Origin of the sequence: Paracoccus fistulariae, assembly GCF_028553785.1 — a bacterium.
Classification (GTDB): Bacteria; Pseudomonadota; Alphaproteobacteria; order Rhodobacterales; family Rhodobacteraceae; genus Paracoccus; species Paracoccus fistulariae.
The window spans coordinates 3,304,222-3,319,823 of sequence record NZ_CP067136.1 but is presented as its reverse complement, the minus strand read 5'-3'; the positions used below and the strand labels follow the sequence as shown (position 1 = coordinate 3,319,823).

General features: G+C 63.6%; 19 protein-coding genes. 10 read left to right on the top strand and 9 right to left on the bottom strand.

The window, feature by feature from the left end:
* Nucleotides 1-82: 82 nt before the first annotated feature.
* From JHX87_RS16410 to JHX87_RS16400, 3 genes are all read right to left on the bottom strand, one after another.
* On the bottom strand, nucleotides 83-952 hold the full coding sequence (locus tag JHX87_RS16410) for a sulfotransferase family protein (RefSeq protein WP_271883749.1): 870 nt from the start codon (nucleotides 950-952) through the stop codon (nucleotides 83-85).
* On the bottom strand, nucleotides 949-2,313 hold the full coding sequence (rimO, locus tag JHX87_RS16405) for a 30S ribosomal protein S12 methylthiotransferase RimO (protein ID WP_271883750.1): 1,365 nt from the start codon (nucleotides 2,311-2,313) through the stop codon (nucleotides 949-951). The genes JHX87_RS16410 and rimO overlap by 4 nt, the downstream gene beginning before the upstream one ends.
* 95 nt (nucleotides 2,314-2,408) lie before the next feature.
* Entirely contained in the window at nucleotides 2,409-2,930 is a 522-nt protein-coding gene (locus JHX87_RS16400; protein WP_271883751.1) for an HdeD family acid-resistance protein, read from the bottom strand.
* Between the two features lie 185 nt (nucleotides 2,931-3,115).
* On the opposite strand from JHX87_RS16400, the gene JHX87_RS16395 reads away from it, so the two are divergent.
* Complete coding sequence (locus JHX87_RS16395; protein WP_271883752.1) at nucleotides 3,116-3,589, top strand: hypothetical protein; 474 nt, start codon at nucleotides 3,116-3,118, stop codon at nucleotides 3,587-3,589.
* Between the two features lie 4 nt (nucleotides 3,590-3,593).
* Here JHX87_RS16395 and JHX87_RS16390 read toward each other — a convergent pair whose 3' ends face one another.
* Genes JHX87_RS16390 through JHX87_RS16375 form a run of 4 tightly spaced genes read right to left on the bottom strand, consistent with a single transcriptional unit; the run spans nucleotide 3,594 to nucleotide 7,112 of the window.
* Nucleotides 3,594-4,355 (bottom strand): ABC transporter permease, encoded by a 762-nt coding sequence (locus JHX87_RS16390; RefSeq protein ID WP_271883886.1) that lies wholly within the window; start codon nucleotides 4,353-4,355, stop codon nucleotides 3,594-3,596.
* A 5-nt stretch (nucleotides 4,356-4,360) separates the two neighbouring features.
* Nucleotides 4,361-5,302: an ABC transporter ATP-binding protein gene (locus JHX87_RS16385; RefSeq protein WP_271883753.1), complete on the bottom strand. Its 942-nt coding sequence runs from the start codon at nucleotides 5,300-5,302 to the stop codon at nucleotides 4,361-4,363.
* A 26-nt stretch (nucleotides 5,303-5,328) separates the two neighbouring features.
* A complete protein-coding gene (locus tag JHX87_RS16380) occupies nucleotides 5,329-6,534 on the bottom strand; it encodes an MFS transporter (protein WP_271883754.1) in 1,206 nt (401 codons plus the stop codon).
* Nucleotides 6,531-7,112 carry an NADPH-dependent FMN reductase gene (locus JHX87_RS16375; RefSeq protein WP_271883755.1) on the bottom strand — a complete coding sequence of 194 codons (582 nt, stop codon included), beginning with the start codon at nucleotides 7,110-7,112 and terminating at the stop codon, nucleotides 6,531-6,533. The genes JHX87_RS16380 and JHX87_RS16375 overlap by 4 nt, the downstream gene beginning before the upstream one ends.
* Here JHX87_RS16375 and soxR point away from each other — a divergent pair.
* Both soxR and JHX87_RS16365 read left to right on the top strand, forming a co-directional pair.
* On the top strand, nucleotides 7,011-7,661 hold the full coding sequence (gene soxR, locus JHX87_RS16370; RefSeq protein WP_419182190.1) for a redox-sensitive transcriptional activator SoxR: 651 nt from the start codon (nucleotides 7,011-7,013) through the stop codon (nucleotides 7,659-7,661). The two genes, JHX87_RS16375 and soxR, sit on opposite strands and share 102 nt — an antisense overlap.
* An 83-nt stretch (nucleotides 7,662-7,744) precedes the next feature.
* Nucleotides 7,745-7,954, top strand: a complete 210-nt coding sequence (locus tag JHX87_RS16365) for a hypothetical protein (RefSeq protein ID WP_271883756.1) — start codon at nucleotides 7,745-7,747, stop codon at nucleotides 7,952-7,954.
* Nucleotides 7,955-8,305: 351 nt separating this feature from the next.
* On the opposite strand, the gene JHX87_RS16360 is transcribed toward JHX87_RS16365, so the two are convergent.
* Nucleotides 8,306-9,574 (bottom strand): 4-aminobutyrate--2-oxoglutarate transaminase, encoded by a 1,269-nt coding sequence (locus JHX87_RS16360; RefSeq protein WP_271883758.1) that lies wholly within the window; start codon nucleotides 9,572-9,574, stop codon nucleotides 8,306-8,308.
* A 153-nt stretch (nucleotides 9,575-9,727) separates the two neighbouring features.
* Here JHX87_RS16360 and JHX87_RS16355 point away from each other — a divergent pair, with 153 nt between their 5' ends.
* Both JHX87_RS16355 and JHX87_RS16350 read left to right on the top strand, forming a co-directional pair.
* A complete protein-coding gene (locus JHX87_RS16355) occupies nucleotides 9,728-10,138 on the top strand; it encodes an META domain-containing protein (RefSeq protein ID WP_271883759.1) in 411 nt (136 codons plus the stop codon).
* 8 nt (nucleotides 10,139-10,146) lie between these two features.
* Nucleotides 10,147-10,872 (top strand): rhomboid family intramembrane serine protease, encoded by a 726-nt coding sequence (locus JHX87_RS16350; protein ID WP_271883760.1) that lies wholly within the window; start codon nucleotides 10,147-10,149, stop codon nucleotides 10,870-10,872.
* A gap of 6 nt (nucleotides 10,873-10,878) precedes the next feature.
* Here JHX87_RS16350 and mnmC2 read toward each other — a convergent pair whose 3' ends face one another.
* Nucleotides 10,879-11,550, bottom strand: coding sequence for a tRNA (5-methylaminomethyl-2-thiouridine)(34)-methyltransferase MnmC2 (gene mnmC2 / locus JHX87_RS16345; RefSeq protein ID WP_271883761.1), 672 nt, complete (start codon nucleotides 11,548-11,550; stop codon nucleotides 10,879-10,881).
* Here mnmC2 and JHX87_RS16340 point away from each other — a divergent pair.
* From JHX87_RS16340 to kynA, 5 genes are all read left to right on the top strand, one after another.
* Nucleotides 11,549-12,613: an NAD(P)/FAD-dependent oxidoreductase gene (locus JHX87_RS16340; RefSeq protein ID WP_377775987.1), complete on the top strand. Its 1,065-nt coding sequence runs from the start codon at nucleotides 11,549-11,551 to the stop codon at nucleotides 12,611-12,613. The two genes, mnmC2 and JHX87_RS16340, sit on opposite strands and share 2 nt — an antisense overlap.
* 25 nt (nucleotides 12,614-12,638) lie before the next feature.
* On the top strand, nucleotides 12,639-13,448 hold the full coding sequence (locus tag JHX87_RS16335; protein WP_271883763.1) for a hypothetical protein: 810 nt from the start codon (nucleotides 12,639-12,641) through the stop codon (nucleotides 13,446-13,448).
* 77 nt (nucleotides 13,449-13,525) lie between these two features.
* The gene (locus tag JHX87_RS16330) at nucleotides 13,526-14,089 is read left to right on the top strand and encodes a DUF4202 domain-containing protein (protein ID WP_271883764.1); all 564 of its coding nucleotides are present in this window, start codon (nucleotides 13,526-13,528) and stop codon (nucleotides 14,087-14,089) included.
* Nucleotides 14,089-14,790, top strand: a complete 702-nt coding sequence (locus JHX87_RS16325) for a cobalamin biosynthesis protein CbiX (protein WP_271883765.1) — start codon at nucleotides 14,089-14,091, stop codon at nucleotides 14,788-14,790. The genes JHX87_RS16330 and JHX87_RS16325 overlap by 1 nt, the downstream gene beginning before the upstream one ends.
* A complete protein-coding gene (gene kynA, locus JHX87_RS16320) occupies nucleotides 14,780-15,601 on the top strand; it encodes a tryptophan 2,3-dioxygenase (protein ID WP_271883766.1) in 822 nt (273 codons plus the stop codon). Before JHX87_RS16325 ends, kynA begins: the two co-directional genes overlap by 11 nt.
* The last annotated feature ends 1 nt before the right edge of the window (nucleotide 15,602 follow it).

The following is a 15,602-nucleotide window of genomic DNA, read 5'->3' as shown; positions in this document are numbered from 1 at the left end:
TCTCTCCTGCACACTGTTGCTGGGTATCTAGGCCATGCAGGGCTGGAATTGAAGCCGCCTCATGCCCCGCAGGCGGCAAAGCTCAGCGAATATTCTGGCAGAATTCGGTTGGAAAGGCCGCCTGCAGGTAGTCAAGCTGCGGTTGAAGCCGCCGGGCCAGCGCCTCGACCGCCACGGGCGGCGGTTCCAGCACCCCTTCCGGGTTGGCAAAAACCTTCTGGGTCAGATCGCGATAGTCGAAAGCAGCAATTCCCAGATGGTTCTGAACCTCTGCCATGACCGCTGCGGGGGCGCGGGCGATCCGGCCAAAGGGGATCACCAGCATATCGGGAAAGCGCGCCTGCCAGCGCGGCAGACAGGCCGCGTAATCGCCGCGTTCGAACAACTCGGGGCTGTCGATTTCGGCCAGCCATTCCGCATCCGTCTGAGGATGACGCTTGTTGCGCTGCAGATTCATCCGAAGCTGAGAGATCGCGCGATCGACCGGATGGCGGATCAGATAGATGATCTTTGCCTTGGGCAGAAACTGGCGGACGAAATCAACGCCCTCGTCCGGCAGGCCTGAATATTCCGGGGTAATGTCCAGCGGCATGGCCCCCTGCGGTGCGGGCGCGAAGATGCGCTTGTACCATTGATTATGGAACATTTTTCCACTGGTGATCGCGTTCAGATAGGCGTCCAGTTCCGGCGGCATCGGCACCTCGCGGCGGCGGTGGCGTTCGCGGATCTCCTGCGGCTTGTTGCGATAGTGCCAGCCGATCCATTTGCGATGGCCGGGAATGAAGCGGTGGTTGAAATATTGCGCTTCCTTGAAGGGCGAGACCCAGACCTGCGGATGCTGGCCCAGCATCTGCGCCAGCCAGGATGTGCCCGCCTTCTGCGCCCCGATGCACAGGGCACCGGGCTTGCGCGGCAGCCCCGCCGGATCAAAGGCGGGACTGATCGTGATCAAAGACGGCCCCACAGATCATATTCGCCCGCCTCATCCACGGTCACGCTGACGATATCGCCGGGTTTCAGATCCTGAAAACCTTCGTCGATGAACAGGTTGCCATCGATTTCCGGAGCATCGGCCTTGGTGCGGCAGGTCGCGCCTTCGGCATCGACCTCATCCACGATCACCTCGATCCGCTGACCGACCTTGGCGGCCAGCTTGGCCTCGGAAATCGCCTGCGCCTTTTCCATGAAGCGGTCGAAGCGGTCCTGCTTCACCTCGGCCGGGACGTGATCGGGCAGATCATTGGCGCGGGCACCCGCGACATTTTCATATTGGAACGCCCCGACACGATCCAGTTGCGCCTCGTCCAGCCAGTCCAGCAGGGTCTGGAACTCGGCCTCGGTTTCGCCCGGATAGCCGACGATAAAGGTCGAGCGCAGCGTGATCTCGGGGCAGATCGCGCGCCAGGCGGCGATCTCATCCAGCGTCTTTGCGGCAGCGGCGGGGCGTGCCATGCGCTTCAGCGTATCGGGATGGGCATGCTGGAAGGGGATGTCCAGATAGGGCAGCACCAGCCCCTCGGCCATCAGCGGGATCAGGTCGCGCACATGCGGATAGGGATAGACGTAATGTAGCCGCAGCCACGCCCCAAGTCCGCCCAGATCGCGGGCCAGATCGGTGATATGGGCGCGGTGGCCACGCTCTTCGGCGAATTTGCGATCGACACCATAGGCCGAGGTGTCCTGACTGATGACCAGCAACTCCTTGACCCCGGCCTCGACCAGCTTTTCGGCCTCTCGCATCACGGCATGGGCCGGTCGGCTGACCAGACGCCCGCGCATATCGGGGATGATGCAGAACTTGCATTTGTGATTACAGCCCTCGGAAATCTTGAGATAACTGTAATGCCGCGGTGTCAGGCTGACGCCGGATGCGGGCAGCAGGTCGATAAAGGGATCGGGCGCGGGCGGCACGGCACCATGCACGGCATCCAGCACCGATTCATATTGATGCGGGCCGGTGACGGCCAGAACCTTGGGATGGGCGCCGGTGATATAGTCCGGCTCGGCCCCCAGACAGCCTGTGACGATCACCCGCCCGTTTTCGGCCAAAGCCTCGCCAATCGCGTCCAGCGATTCGGCCTTGGCGCTGTCCAGAAAGCCGCAGGTGTTCACGATCACCGCATCGGCGCCCGCATAATCGGGGCTGATCGCATAGCCCTCGGCCCGCAGGCGGGTCAGGATCCGTTCGCTGTCGACCAGCGCCTTGGGACAGCCAAGGCTGACCATGCCAATGGTGGGCTGTCCGGCGCGGCGTTCCTCGGGGATCGTGGCGCGGGCAAGATCGGGGCGGATGATGGGCGGGTTCAATGACATGCTGGCGTAACTAGGTTCAGCCCTGCGCAAAAGCAAGGGAAGCCTTGTATGGCTGGCCAGACGGGCGACGACTGCCGCCCGTCACATCTGCTGCGTCAGTTTCTGCGATAGGAGTCCGCGATGACCGAGGACAGCGCGATCATCGACACGCCGCTGGAAATCAGTTCCACCGCCAGCAGGATGCCAAGGATGCTGATCGCCGAGGCCGGGAAGTTCGCGAAGATCATGAAGGCCAGCAACAGCGACAGCAGACCGCTGAGCAGCACCATCCAGAATGCGCCCGTGCCGCGAAGCTGGAAGGACCAGACAACCTTGAACGCGCCCGAGATCAGGAACAGTGTCGCCACCACGACGGTCAGCGCCACAACGCCCTGCAGGGGCCGTGCGATCAGCATGATGCCCAGCAGAATGAACGAAATCCCCAGCAGGATCGCCCAGATCTTGCTACGCTCGTCACTGCGAAAGGCCGCGATCAGGTCAAGGATGCCGACAATCAGGAACCCCCAACCCGCAAGCTGTTCCGCCGCAAGCGACGCCGAAAACGGGTTGGCCAGCGCGAAGATCCCGGCAATGATGGAGATCACGCCCATCACGATCCAGAGAATACGATTTGACATTTACGATGCTCCTTTGATTAGCACCAATAAATGTTCTCATAAACTCAGGACTGCTGCATTCGACTTTGGCACAACCAGGGGCAGAAAGTGAACCATGTGTAACATATTGGTGCCTGCGGCATCTTATCACGCAGCCGTGGCTTTCGCTTGTGCGGGCGATCACGCAGATTGAGCGGATGAACAGAATGTCACGCCATATCACGCCGGTTCTGGCCGTTTTCCTGATCCTTGCGATCAGCGGCGCGGCCGAGGCCCGGATCATCGACCGGGGCCAATTCATCGATGTGGTCGATGATCGCGGCGGCAATGTGGTCGAGATGACGCAGACCCGCTCGAAACTGGAAAATTCGGGCAAGATCGTGCGGATCCGGGGCTATTGCCGGTCGGCCTGCACCATGCTGATCACCATGCGCAATGCCTGTCTGGGGCCGCGGGCGCGGGTCGGTTTTCACGCGCCGCGCATCCCCAATACCTCGATCATTCCGCCCTATGTCGATCAGATCATGGGCAGCTATTACCGCAACGGCATCCGCGACCGCTGGTTCGGCGGCTGGAACCGGTCGCTGCAGATGAATGTGATCAGCGCGCGCGACTATGTCCGGCTGGATCCGCAAACGCCGATCTGCGACAGCATCCCGGCCAGACGCCGCCGCAATTGACCCGTCATTCGCGCAGGCGCCAACCGGTTGCGAAGATCCAGCGGATGATCGCCATGCAGACCGCGATCATCACGCAGACCGCGATCAGCGACACGCCCACCGGCACATCGGCCAGCCCGAAAAACGCCCAGCGAAAGCCCGAAACCAGGTAAAGCACCGGGTTCAGCTTTGCCACCGCTTCCCAGAAGGGCGGCAGCATGCTGGCCGAATAGAAGGCGCCGCCCAGAAAGACCAGCGGCGTAATCACCATCATCGGTACGATCTGCAACTGCTCGAAGGATTTCGCCCACAGCCCGATGATGAAGCCCAGCAGCGAAAAGCCCAGCGAGGTCAGGAACAGAAAGGCGAGCATCCAGAACGGATGCAGGATATGGACGCCGACGAAGTAGAAGCTGGTCAGCAGGATCACCAGCGCGATCAGGATCGCCTTGGTGGCGGCGGCGCCGACAAAGCCCATCGTCACCTCGATCCAGCCCACGGGCGAGACCAGATATTCAAAGATCGTGCCGCTGAATTTCGGGAAATAGATCCCGAAGCTGGCATTGCTGACCGATTGCTGCAGCACCGTCAGCATCATCAGGCCGGGCACGATGAAGGCGCCATAGGGGACGCCATCCACCGACTGGATCCGCCCGCCGATGGCCGCGCCAAAGACCACGAAATACAGCACGGTCGAGATCACCGGCGACAGCAGGGATTGCATGATCGTGCGGAAGAAGCGCGACATCTCGTGGTGAAAGATCGCCCGGATGCCGGGCCAGTTCAGGGTGCTCATGCCTCTGCCTCCTGACGCGGTTCGGATACCAGCGTCATGAATACTTCTTCCAGATTGGATTGTTGGGTCGAGACATCGCGCACGGAAATCCCCTGCGCCGCCAGATCGCCCAGCAGACGGGCGATCCCGGTGCGTTCCGCCCGCGTGTCATAGTCATAGATCAGCGCGCGACCGTCATCGGACAGCCGCAGGTTCCGGTCCGAGGCGTCCTGAGGGATGGCCGTCAGCGGCTGATCCAGTTCGATGGTCAGGGTCTTCTTGCCAAACTCGCCCATCAGCTCGGCCGTGGGCTTGACCAGCAGAAGCTGCCCCTTGTTGATGACGCCGACGCGGTCGGCCATCTCTTCAGCCTCTTCCAGGTAATGAGTCGTCAGGATGATGGTCACGCCGTCGCGGCGCAGCTGTTCGACCACCTGCCACATGCCGCGACGCAGGGCCACGTCGACGCCCGCCGTCGGCTCGTCCAGAAACAGGATCTTGGGCCGATGCGACAGCGCCTTGGCGATCATCACGCGACGCTTCATCCCGCCCGACAGCTCTTTGGTGGCGGCCTCGCGCTTGTCCCACAACGACAGGCTGCGCAGCACCTCTTCGATATAGGCATCATCCGGCGCCTGACCGTAAAGCCCGCGGGTAAAGCGGACGCTGTTCATCACCGTCTCGAAGGGTTCCAGCATGATCTCTTGCGGCACCAGCCCGATCAGCTTGCGCGCGGCGCGCCAATCCGTGCGGATATCGTGACCGCCGACGCGCACCGTGCCGCCGGTCGGCACAACCAGCCCGCAGATGGTCGAGATCAGCGTCGTCTTGCCCGCGCCATTCGGGCCAAGCAGGGCGATGATCTCACCCTCATTGATCGACAGCGACACATCGCTCAGCGCCTTGGTGCCGCTGTCATATTCCTTCGACAGGTGGTCGATTTCGATGATACCGGTCATGCCGGGCTCCTTTGCTTGTCGCGCGATCAGGACGCGCTGGCTGGCTGTTGTTGCCGGGGTTTCCGTTTCAGGACCAGCACCAGCAGAACCGCCAAGGTGACATAGCCTGCCGCGCCGACATGGAACGCGCCGGAATATCCCAGATGGGTGACAAGGGGCTGGCTTGCCAGAGGCGAAATGAACTGTCCCAGAAAAATCGCCGAGGTCACCAGACCCGAAACCAGGCCTCGGCGGTGGGCGGGGGTGACGTTCAGCGCCGTGGTGATAAAGGTCGGCATGCACATCCCTATGCCGCCGCCGATCAGCGCCATTCCGACCATCTCAAGGCCCAGCGACCGGCCCGCAGCCACGGTGGCAAAGCCCGCTGCCATCAGAAGATAGCCCGTGACCGGCGTGCCGATACGCCCAAGCCACGGCCGGATCCAGCCCGACACGACCGAGGTCAGCGCCGCGGCGAACATCATCGAGGCCATGGCCACGCCTGCCTTTTGCGGATCGGTGATGCCAAGTCCGCGCAGATGATAGGGAAGCTGCGTCGGCACGGCATAGAAGATCACGAAGGTCAGCGCGGCGGCAGCCGACATGATCGCCACGGTGGCCTGCCAGCCCGGCTCCGCCTGCAGGGCGGCGGGATTGGCCAGATCGGTCTGACCGGGTGCAAGGATCGGCTCTGGCAGCATCCGCCACAGGAACGGAAACATGATGATCGCCAGCCCGTAGATGGCAAAGGGCCAGCGCGGGTCCAGCCCCGCCAGATAGCCCGCGACCGTCACGAATATCAGGCCACCGATATTCGTCGCCGCGATCTGATAGCCCATCAGGCGCCCGCGCGCCGCGCCCTGGAAATAATCGCCGATCAGCGCGGCCTGCGCGGTCATCACGAAGGCCACGCCAAGGCCAAGGATCAACCGGCTGGCAAGGATGGCGGGCAGCCCGTTCAGATACAGCCCAGCCGTGCCCGCCAGCGCATAGATCAGAAGCCCCAGAAACAGCGGCAACCTGCGCCCCAACCTGTCGGTCAAAGCCCCCGCGAAAGGCGCGATGATCGCCACCACCAGCGATGGCGCGGTGATCAGCAACCGGGTCAGCACCTCGGCATTGGGATCATCGGCAAACCGTGCCTGAAGCCCCGGAAGCGCCGGTGTGATGGTCGAATTCGACATGATTGTCAGCGTCGCGGCCAGCATCAACCCCCAGGCACGTGGATCGCGCAGCAATCGATCCGATCTCATCGTGCCACCGGCGTATAGGGACGCGCGAGGCGCGCTTCGGCAAGCGCATCCACCCACCAATGCAGGCGGTGGGAAAAAACCTCCATCGCGGTCTGCGCGGCGATGGCTTCGTCCGGATCAAGGATATTCCCCTGCTCATCCATCTTGCGCCAGGGCGAATAGAAGCTGATCGTGTCGCGCATCACCACCGCATGCAATTCGCCAAAGACGACACGCAGGGATTCGGTCGCCCGCAACCCGCCCGAGACGCCGCCATAGCTGACGATCCCCACCGGCCGCGTCCACCATTCCGCTGTCACCGCGTCGATCAGCGTTTTCAGCCATCCCGGCTCGGCATGGTTATATTCCGGTGTGACGATGACATGGCCTGCCAGCGGCTCCATCCGTGCGCGCAGCCGTGAAATGGCCGCATCGTCATTGATCTGAACCGGCAGCAGGTCGGGGTCGGCGGGGTCGATCACATCGACCTCGAAGCCATGCGCCTGCAATTGCGCAACCGTCCACGCGGCAACACGGTCATTGATCCGTCCCTTGCGGATCGAACCGAGGACCACCCCGATGCGGTTGCCCTCTGCCATTGCCTGCTCCTTGCCAATTCCTGCCCGGCCTGCGACCCTAAGACCTTAACCATGGTTGAGGACAAGGTGAAAATGTCCTGCAAGAACAGTCCCATTCCGTCCTCGCCCCCAACAATCTCCGTCGGCGCATTGTCCCGACGCAGCGGCATCGCCGTCTCTGCCATCCACTTTTATGAGCGCCAGGGATTGTTGCATTCCACCCGAAATGCCGCCAATCACCGGCGTTATTCCCGTGCCAGCCTGCGCGTTCTGGCGATCATCAAGGCGGGCCAGCGCGCAGGAATTCCGCTGACCGAAATTCGTCAGGCCCTGCGCCCTGCCCTGACGGGCACAGCACTGGACCAGCAGGAATGGCAGCGCATATCCGAAACATGGCGCGACGATCTGGACCGACGTATCAGGACGCTGGAACTGGTGCGCGACAGGCTGGGCGGCTGCATCCGCTGCGGCTGTCTGTCGCATGAGTTATGCCAGATGTTCAACCCCGGCGACGAAGCAGCGGCAGAGGGGCCGGGTGCTGCGGGGCTGGAACCGGGTGCTGATCGTTGATTGCCCCAAGGTGCCTGTGCGCCACAACGTCAGTGGAACAGGGTCTTTTTCACCTTTCTGCAAAGATGTCATCAAGCCGTTTCATGCCTGCCCTGCACCATTCCTATCGGGCACTGTCCGGCACCTGGGCCAGTGGGGTGCAGCATGATCAGCGCCGCAAATATCAGAACCGCGCGCCGACCCGGCTGGATGTGATGACCTCGTTTGCGGGGCGGAATCTGGACCCGGTTCAGGTCATGATCCAGTCCTTGTCCGACACGCATCCCCGCGACGACATCATCCTCTGGCTGTGAGAGCAGGCGTCACCGCCCCGACAGGTCGCGGCGCTTGCGGCTTTCTGCTCGTCCCTGGGCAATGTGACACTGCACCCGGTGCACGTGCCCGACAGTGATTCCTTCGCGCGGCTGAAGACACTGGGCGGCAAGCCGGACAGCGCAGGTTTCCGCTGGTTTGTGGCCCACCAGCATCTGCCCCCGGATCTGACGCTGGTGGCAGGTCTGCGCGCGGACCCCGTGCCACGCGCGCATCGGCCCGCCTGCTGTCAGGCGCATGTCCGACGCCTTGACGCGGATCGGGCTGGAGGTCGGGCCGGTCTTGAGGTCGGGTCGGTGCCGAGCGACTGACCGGCACCGACGGTCTGGTTTTTAGCTGCGCGCCGCCAGCAGGCTTTCGTCCAGAATATCCAGCGCCTCTTCGAAGACGGCATCCGGGATCGTGATCGGGGCAAGGAAGCGAATGACATTGCCGTAAACGCCGCAGGTCAGCAGGATCAGGCCGCGCTTCAGCGCCTCTTCCCGGACGCGATTGGCGAATTCGGGATTGGGCGTGGCGGTATCGGCGATATTGAACTCGACCGCGTTCATGAAGCCCGGGCCGCGGATATCGACGATCTCCGGCACCTGTTCGCGGGTTCCGGCCAGACGCTGTTTCAGGCGCTGGCCAAGGCGGGTCGCGCGATCGCACAGGTCCTCATCCTCGATGACGTCCAGAACCGCATTGGCCGCCGCGACCGCCAGCGGATTGCCCGCATAGGTGCCCCCCAGACCGCCGGGATTGGGGGCGTCCATCACCTCGGCCCGGCCGGTCACGGCGCTGATCGGCAGGCCGCCGCCCAGACCCTTGGCCATGGTGGTCAGATCGGGGGCAACGCCGTGATGTTCCATCGCAAACAGCTTGCCCGTGCGGGCGAAACCGGTCTGCACCTCATCCGCGATCAGCAGCATGCCATGCTTGTCGCACAGGCCGCGCAGCTTTTCCATGAAGCCTGCCGGAACCTCGTAGAACCCGCCCTCGCCCTGCACCGGCTCGACGATGATGGCGGCGACGCGCTCTGGCTCCAGATCCGATTTGAACAGCCGTTCCAGCGCTTTCAGCGCATCCTCGACCGAGACGCCATGCAGCGGGTTGGGGAAAGGCAGGTGCCAGACATCGGGCATCATCGCGCCGAAACCAGCCTTGTAGGGCTGCACCTTGCCGGTCAGCGACATGCCCATGAAGGTGCGGCCGTGGAAACCGCCCGCAAAGCTGACAATGCCCGGACGGCCGGTGTAATAGCGCGCGATCTTGACCGCGTTTTCCACCGCCTCGGCGCCGGTGGTGGCAAAGATCGTCTTTTTCGGGAAATCGCCCGGAACCAGATTGTTCAGACGCTCGGCCAGTTGGACATAGTTTTCATAGGGCACGACCTGATGGCAGGTATGGGTGAAACGGTCCAACTGCGCCTTCACCGCCTCGATGATTCGAGGGTGGCGGTGCCCGGTATTCACGACCGCGATTCCGGCGGCGAAATCGATATAGCGGTTGCCCTCTTTGTCCCAGATTTCCGCGTTTTCAGCGCGGTCGGCATAGATCTGGGTGGTCATGCCAACGCCGCGCGAAATGGCGGCGTTCTTGCGATCGGTCAGCGTGGTCATAGCGATCTCCATCAATCCTTGCGGCGGACTCTAGCCTGCCCGGACCGGCGGGAACAGGGGCTGGATCGCGCGGCGCGACAGTTCACCTTGCATGACCGCGCCGGGCGGGCGAAGCTGGCCGGGCGCAAAATCTGGCATAACAAAGGATATCCGATGTCACGCTATCGTCATGCAATCGCCGCCCTGACCGGTCTGACCCTGATCACCGCCTGCGCCACGACGGATGCCAAGATGCCGCCGCCGGGCAGCTATGTCGTCAGCAGCATCGACGGCACGCCCGCCCCCGAGGGCACCACCATGCAGATCGCCGAGGATAACCGCATCAGCGGGCAAGGCCCCTGCAACAATTACAGCGCCCAGATCACCGATCAGAACGGCGCGCTGGCCATTATCGGCATGGCGCAGACGCGCAAGGCCTGTTTCGATCAGGCCCGCAGCGCTGGCGACATCCGCTTTGCCGCCGCCCTGCAATCGGTCACCCGCTATCAGGCCGCAGATGGCGGCCTTGCCCTGATCGACCCCGAGGGCACGCCGCGCATCCTGTTGCAGCCGGCGCAGAACTGAACTGACCCATGTTTCCCATTCGCGACCACAACCCGTCCTTCAGAACGCCCTATGTCACCTATGGGCTGATCGTGGCGAATATCGTCATGTATATCCTGACGATGCCCGCCATCGGCGGCGAGATGTTGTGGTACCGGCTGGCGCTTTATCCGGTTGCGGTCACGAATGGCGAAATGATGTGGGGCCTGCTGACGCATATGTTCATGCATGCGGGCCTGCTGCATATCGCCGGAAACATGCTGTTTCTATATATTTTCGGCGATAATCTGGAAGAGCAGCTGGGCCATCTGGTCTTCCTGCTGTTCTATCTGGCGGCGGGACTGGCGGCGGCCGGGGCGCAGATCATGGCCGATCCGCAATCGGCGGTGCCGATGGTCGGAGCCTCGGGCGCGGTGGCCGGGGTCATGGGCGGCTATCTGCTGCTGTTTCCCCGGGCGCGCGTCGATGTGGTGCTGATCCTGGTCATCTATGTCAGGATGTTCACCCTGCCCGCCTGGGTCGTGCTGGCCTTTTGGTTCGGCCTACAGATCTTTGGCGGGTTCATGCTGCAGGGCGCTGATGGCGGCGTCGCCTATTGGGCGCATGCGGGCGGATTTATCGCCGGGCTGCTGTTCGCGGCGCCGCGTTTCCTGCAACTGGGCGGGACGGGTTTCTGGCAATTGACCGAGGGGCATCCGCCCCATCCCGGCACCGCCTATTCCGAAAGCCGCATCCCGCGCATCAACCGGCGCTAGGCGTGATCAGCGCAGAAGCCCCACGCTCATATGCCGCTTGCGACCAAAGCCCTTGCGGCGCTGAACCTCGAACCCCGCCGCATCCAGGGCGCGACGGACCTGACCGGCTGCCGTATAGGTCGCGAATGTGCCGCCCGGCGCGCTGTGCCGCCCGACTTCGGCCATGATCTCATCGCGCCACATCTCGGGGTTCTTGGCCGGAGAGAAGCCGTCCAAAAACCAGGCATCGGCGCGACCCGGCCATGCAGGCAGCGTATCGGCCACATCCCCGATCCGCAGATGCAGGCTGACCTGACCCACCTGAATGACATCCTGCCCCCAACCCGTCCGAAGCTGCACGGCCAGCGCCGCCAGTTCGGGAAAGGCGGCATGGGCCTGCTCCAGCTGCCCCCGGCTCATCGGAAAGGCCTCGAAACTGGTCATGGTGACCGGCATCTGCGCAACCTGTGCCAGGGCCAGACAGTTCAGCCCGGTGCCAAAGCCAAGCTCTGCCACGTGAAAGCCGGGCCGCAGACGTGCGGGCAGGTCATTGCCTGCCAGAAACACATGCCGCGTTTCGGCCAGCCCACCAGACAGGCTGAAATAGGGATCGTCGAAACGGGTCGAGACCGGGATCCCGCCGTCGCGCCATTCCAACTGCGGCTGGTTCGCGCCGCTTTGATCGTCTAGATCACTCATGCGGGCAGCTAGGGGAAAGGCACCGGGTTTGACAAGCGTTACAATCGTCGGCGGCGGCATTCTGGGCCTGTCCTGCGCATGGGAACTGGCGCGGCGTGGCGCCAATGTCGCGGTGATCGAGGCTCAGCGCATCGGCGCGGGATCTTCGGGCGGCCATGTCGGCGCGCTGGCCCCGCATGCGCCCGAGAACTGGAACCACAAGAAGGCCTTTCAGCTACAGAGCCTGCTGATGGCCGAGGACTTCTGGGCGAGGGTCGAGGCTGCGGGCGGCCTGTCCCCGGGCTATGCGCGGACAGGCCGGGTGCAACCCGTGCCCGATGCCGAGACGGCCACACGCCTGCGCGCGCGCATTGATGAGGCCCGCAGGCGCTGGCCCGCACAGCTTCAGATGCGCCTGACCGACACGCCGCGCGCGGCGCTGTGCCCCGAAAGCCCGACCGGCCTGTGGCTGGAGGATGATCTGACCGCCCGCATCGCCCCGCGCGCCGCGCTGGCTGCGCTTGTGGCCGCCATCCGCAGCGCGGGCGGACAGGTGATCGAAGGCCAGCCCCTTCGCCCGGGGGATGTGGCCGGGCCGGTGCTTTGGGCCACGGGCACGCCGGGTCTGCTGGATCTGACGCAGGATCTGAACCGCAATATCGGCAAGGGCGTGAAGGGACAGTCGGCCCTGCTGCGCCACAGTGCCGCCGATGCGCCGCAGATCTTTGCCGACGCGCTGCATATCGTGCCCCATGCGGATGGCACGGTGGCCATCGGCTCGACCTCGGAAAACGATTATGCGGATCTGGCTATCGACGATCAGCTGGACCAGATCATCGCCCGCGCGCGGCGGATCTGCCCGGCGCTGGCCGAGGCGCCGGTGATCGACCGCTGGGCCGGCGCCCGCCCACGCGCCAGATCGCGCGCGCCCTTGTTGGGGCGCTGGCCGGGACGTGCCGAGACCTTTGTCGCCAATGGCGGTTTCAAGATCGGATTCGGCATGGCACCGAAAATCGCCCGGGTCATGGCCGCGCTGATCCTTGACGGCATTGACGATATTCCCGAAGATTTCCGCCTGCGCTGACAGACGGATCAAGGAGCAGGCCGATATGACCGAAACCCCCGGCTTTCTGACCGCGCAAGAGGACAGCCCGTTCCGCGCCCATGCCTATATCGCCTCGATGGCGCGGTCTGGCAGCACCCTGCTGTGCAATATTCTGACACGGGAGCCGACACATTGGATGATGATCGAGCCGTGGTTCATCCACGGCGCCACAGCGGCGGGCATGGCCGACATGGCGGTGACGTTCGGCATCGCGGACAGCGTGGCCGAATGGCAATTGCCCACAGCGCAGCGCACGCCCGAACGCCTGCGGCAGCGATATCAGCAGCTTCTGGCCCCGAAACTGTCGGGATTGCAAAGATGGGGCGCGAAAGAGGTCAAGTTCGACTTTCACCAGCCGACCATCGACACGATCCGGCCGCGCCGCATTCTGATCAACACGCGCAATATCCACCAGATCTATCTGAGCCTGCGCGAAAAAGCCATCAGGCAGGGTCAGGACGACATCAACAGCCGGGAATGGGCGGAACGCTATTGCATCGATAACGCGGCGGCCATGGTCCGTCTTGTTGCGGATCTGGGCGACAGGGTGACGGGTATCGCGCGCTATGAGGATTTCGCCCATTCGCGGCAGGAACGCCAGCGCATCGCCGACATGCTGGACTGGCCGCTGCTGGGCGATGAGGCGGGGCGGCTTCGCGATATCGATCGAGGCTATGAGGTCGAGCGTCACCAGAACTGTGCAAAGGTGCATGTCACTGCGCAATCACGCGGCCTGCCCCCGGAAGAGGTGCGCATCGCCGACAGTCTGGCCGAACGCTGTCAGGACTATCAGCGCACTTTCGGCTATCTGTGACCGGCGACGCTGCACATGTCTTTCATGCTTGCGATCCGGGCGGCGAACCGCTGAAATGCCCTCAGCAGGAGATCGCCATGACAACAAGACTAGACACCGTGTTCACAGCCATCGACCGGGCCAATGCGAAGGATCCGAACCTTGAAGAGGGCCAGCCCGCAGCCCTGCTTTACGGGCAGCGAATGACGGCCGAGCAGGAACGGCTGTTCCCAGATGCCTCGGACGTGCTGCGGATCGCCTGTCGCGGCCAGCATATCGAGCGCTGGACCCTTCCCCGTGAGGAATACCCGAAGGATCGCGCGGGCTATCTGCAATGGCGCACGGAACAGGGGCGCCGCCATGCCGATCGGGTCGCCGGGATCATGGCCGATGCAGGCTACCCCGAGGGCGATATTCAGGAGGCCCGCAAGATGCTGACCAAGCAGGGCATCAAGCGCGACCCCGAGGTGCAGGCGCTGGAAGATGTGATCTGCTTCACCTTCATCCGCTGGTATCTGGGCGATTTCATGGCCGAACAACCGGATGAAAAGATGCCGCGCATCATCGAAAAGACCGCCCGCAAGATGTCCGCCGAAGGGCGCGCCCGCGCGCTGCGGGAATTTTCGATGCCCGACCATTTCGCGCAATATTTCCGCGACTGATGCGCGCCGTCATCGTCTCTCACGGACAGCCGGGCGATCCCGGTCCGCAACAGCGCGCGGCGCAGGATCTGGCTGCGGCGGTGGCGGCGCAGGATCCGGGTTGCGAGGTTGTCGGCACCACGCTTGCCATGCCCGGCGCATTGGCCGAGGCAGCCGATGACGACAGCCTTATCTATCCGATGTTCATGGCCGAGGGGTGGTTTACCGGGCGCGAATTGCCCCGCAGGCTGGCAGAGGCAGGGGCCGGAGGCGCCCGGATCCTGCGGCCCTTCGGAACCGATCCGGCCCTGCCGGGGCTGATCGTCGCCACGGCGCATCGGGCTGCGGCGGAACAGGGCTGGCAGCCGGGCGACACCACCCTGCTTCTGACGGCCCATGGATCGCAGCGCTCACAAGCCAGCTTTACGATCACCACCGATATCGCCACCGGGATCGCCCCGCATTTTGCCCGCGTCGTCACCGGCTTTGTCGAACAAGAGCCCTTCATCGCAGATGCCGCCATCGGGCTGGATCGCGCCGTCAGCCTGCCGTTTTTCGCGCTGCGTGCCGAACATGTGCTGGGCGATTTGCCCGCCGCGCTGGATCAGGCGGGCTTTGACGGACCACGGCTTGACCCCATCGGCCTTGCGCCAGAGGTGCCCGCCCTGATAGCTGCGGCCATCCGCAAGGCGACAGGAAAGGACGGACAGCATGGCCTATGATCCCGCCAAGGATGGGGCGCAAATGTCCTTTCAGGGGCGCATGTCCTATGGAGATTATCTGGGTCTGGATCAGATCCTGACGGCGCAGCACCCGCTGTCGGATGCCCATGACGAGATGCTGTTCATCATCCAGCACCAGACCTCGGAACTGTGGCTGAAACTGGCGCTGCATGAAATGTCGGCGGCGCGCGATCACATCGCGGCGGGCGATCTGCAACCGGCCTTCAAGATGCTGACCCGGGTCGCGCGGATCATGGAGCAGCTGAATTCGGCCTGGGACGTGCTGCGCACCATGACGCCCAGCGAATATACCGATTTCCGCGAAAGCCTTGGCGAAAGCAGCGGCTTTCAATCCTATCAGTACCGGATGATCGAATTCGTCGCGGGCAACCGCAATATGGCGATGCTCCGCCCGCATGCGCATCGCGAGGAACTGGCCGATCCGCTGCGGGCCGAGGTCACGCGCCCCTCTCTGTACGATACGGTCACGGGTCGCCTGCGCGCGGCGGGCTTTGACGTGCCTGCCCGCGCGAAACTGGATGAGCCGCATCGCCCCGACCCCAAGGCCCGCGCAGCATGGGCCGAGGCCTATCGCGATCCCCGCAAATATTGGGAGCTTTACGAGCTGGCCGAAAAGCTGGTCGATTTCGAGGATTACTTTCGCCGCTGGCGCTTCAACCACGTCACCACGGTCGAACGCATCATCGGCTTCAAGCGCGGATCAGGCGGGACATCGGGGGTGAATTACCTGCGCAAGATGCTGGATGTCGTGCTGTTCCCCGATCTGTGGGAATTGCGGACCGATCTTTAGG

Coding starts and splice junctions, on each gene's coding strand:
- rimO (WP_271883750.1), bottom strand. CDS start 2,313: ATGTCATTGAACCCGCCCATCATCCGCCCCGATCTTGCCCGCGCCACG.
- JHX87_RS16400 (WP_271883751.1), bottom strand. CDS start 2,930: ATGTCAAATCGTATTCTCTGGATCGTGATGGGCGTGATCTCCATCATT.
- JHX87_RS16395 (WP_271883752.1), top strand. CDS start 3,116: ATGTCACGCCATATCACGCCGGTTCTGGCCGTTTTCCTGATCCTTGCG.
- JHX87_RS16385 (WP_271883753.1), bottom strand. CDS start 5,302: ATGACCGGTATCATCGAAATCGACCACCTGTCGAAGGAATATGACAGC.
- JHX87_RS16380 (WP_271883754.1), bottom strand. CDS start 6,534: ATGAGATCGGATCGATTGCTGCGCGATCCACGTGCCTGGGGGTTGATG.
- soxR (WP_419182190.1), top strand. CDS start 7,011: ATGCGCCTGCAATTGCGCAACCGTCCACGCGGCAACACGGTCATTGAT.
- JHX87_RS16375 (WP_271883755.1), bottom strand. CDS start 7,112: ATGGCAGAGGGCAACCGCATCGGGGTGGTCCTCGGTTCGATCCGCAAG.
- JHX87_RS16365 (WP_271883756.1), top strand. CDS start 7,745: ATGCCTGCCCTGCACCATTCCTATCGGGCACTGTCCGGCACCTGGGCC.
- JHX87_RS16360 (WP_271883758.1), bottom strand. CDS start 9,574: ATGACCACGCTGACCGATCGCAAGAACGCCGCCATTTCGCGCGGCGTT.
- JHX87_RS16355 (WP_271883759.1), top strand. CDS start 9,728: ATGTCACGCTATCGTCATGCAATCGCCGCCCTGACCGGTCTGACCCTG.
- JHX87_RS16350 (WP_271883760.1), top strand. CDS start 10,147: ATGTTTCCCATTCGCGACCACAACCCGTCCTTCAGAACGCCCTATGTC.
- JHX87_RS16340 (WP_377775987.1), top strand. CDS start 11,549: ATGCGGGCAGCTAGGGGAAAGGCACCGGGTTTGACAAGCGTTACAATC.
- mnmC2 (WP_271883761.1), bottom strand. CDS start 11,550: ATGAGTGATCTAGACGATCAAAGCGGCGCGAACCAGCCGCAGTTGGAA.
- JHX87_RS16335 (WP_271883763.1), top strand. CDS start 12,639: ATGACCGAAACCCCCGGCTTTCTGACCGCGCAAGAGGACAGCCCGTTC.
- JHX87_RS16330 (WP_271883764.1), top strand. CDS start 13,526: ATGACAACAAGACTAGACACCGTGTTCACAGCCATCGACCGGGCCAAT.
- JHX87_RS16325 (WP_271883765.1), top strand. CDS start 14,089: ATGCGCGCCGTCATCGTCTCTCACGGACAGCCGGGCGATCCCGGTCCG.
- kynA (WP_271883766.1), top strand. CDS start 14,780: ATGGCCTATGATCCCGCCAAGGATGGGGCGCAAATGTCCTTTCAGGGG.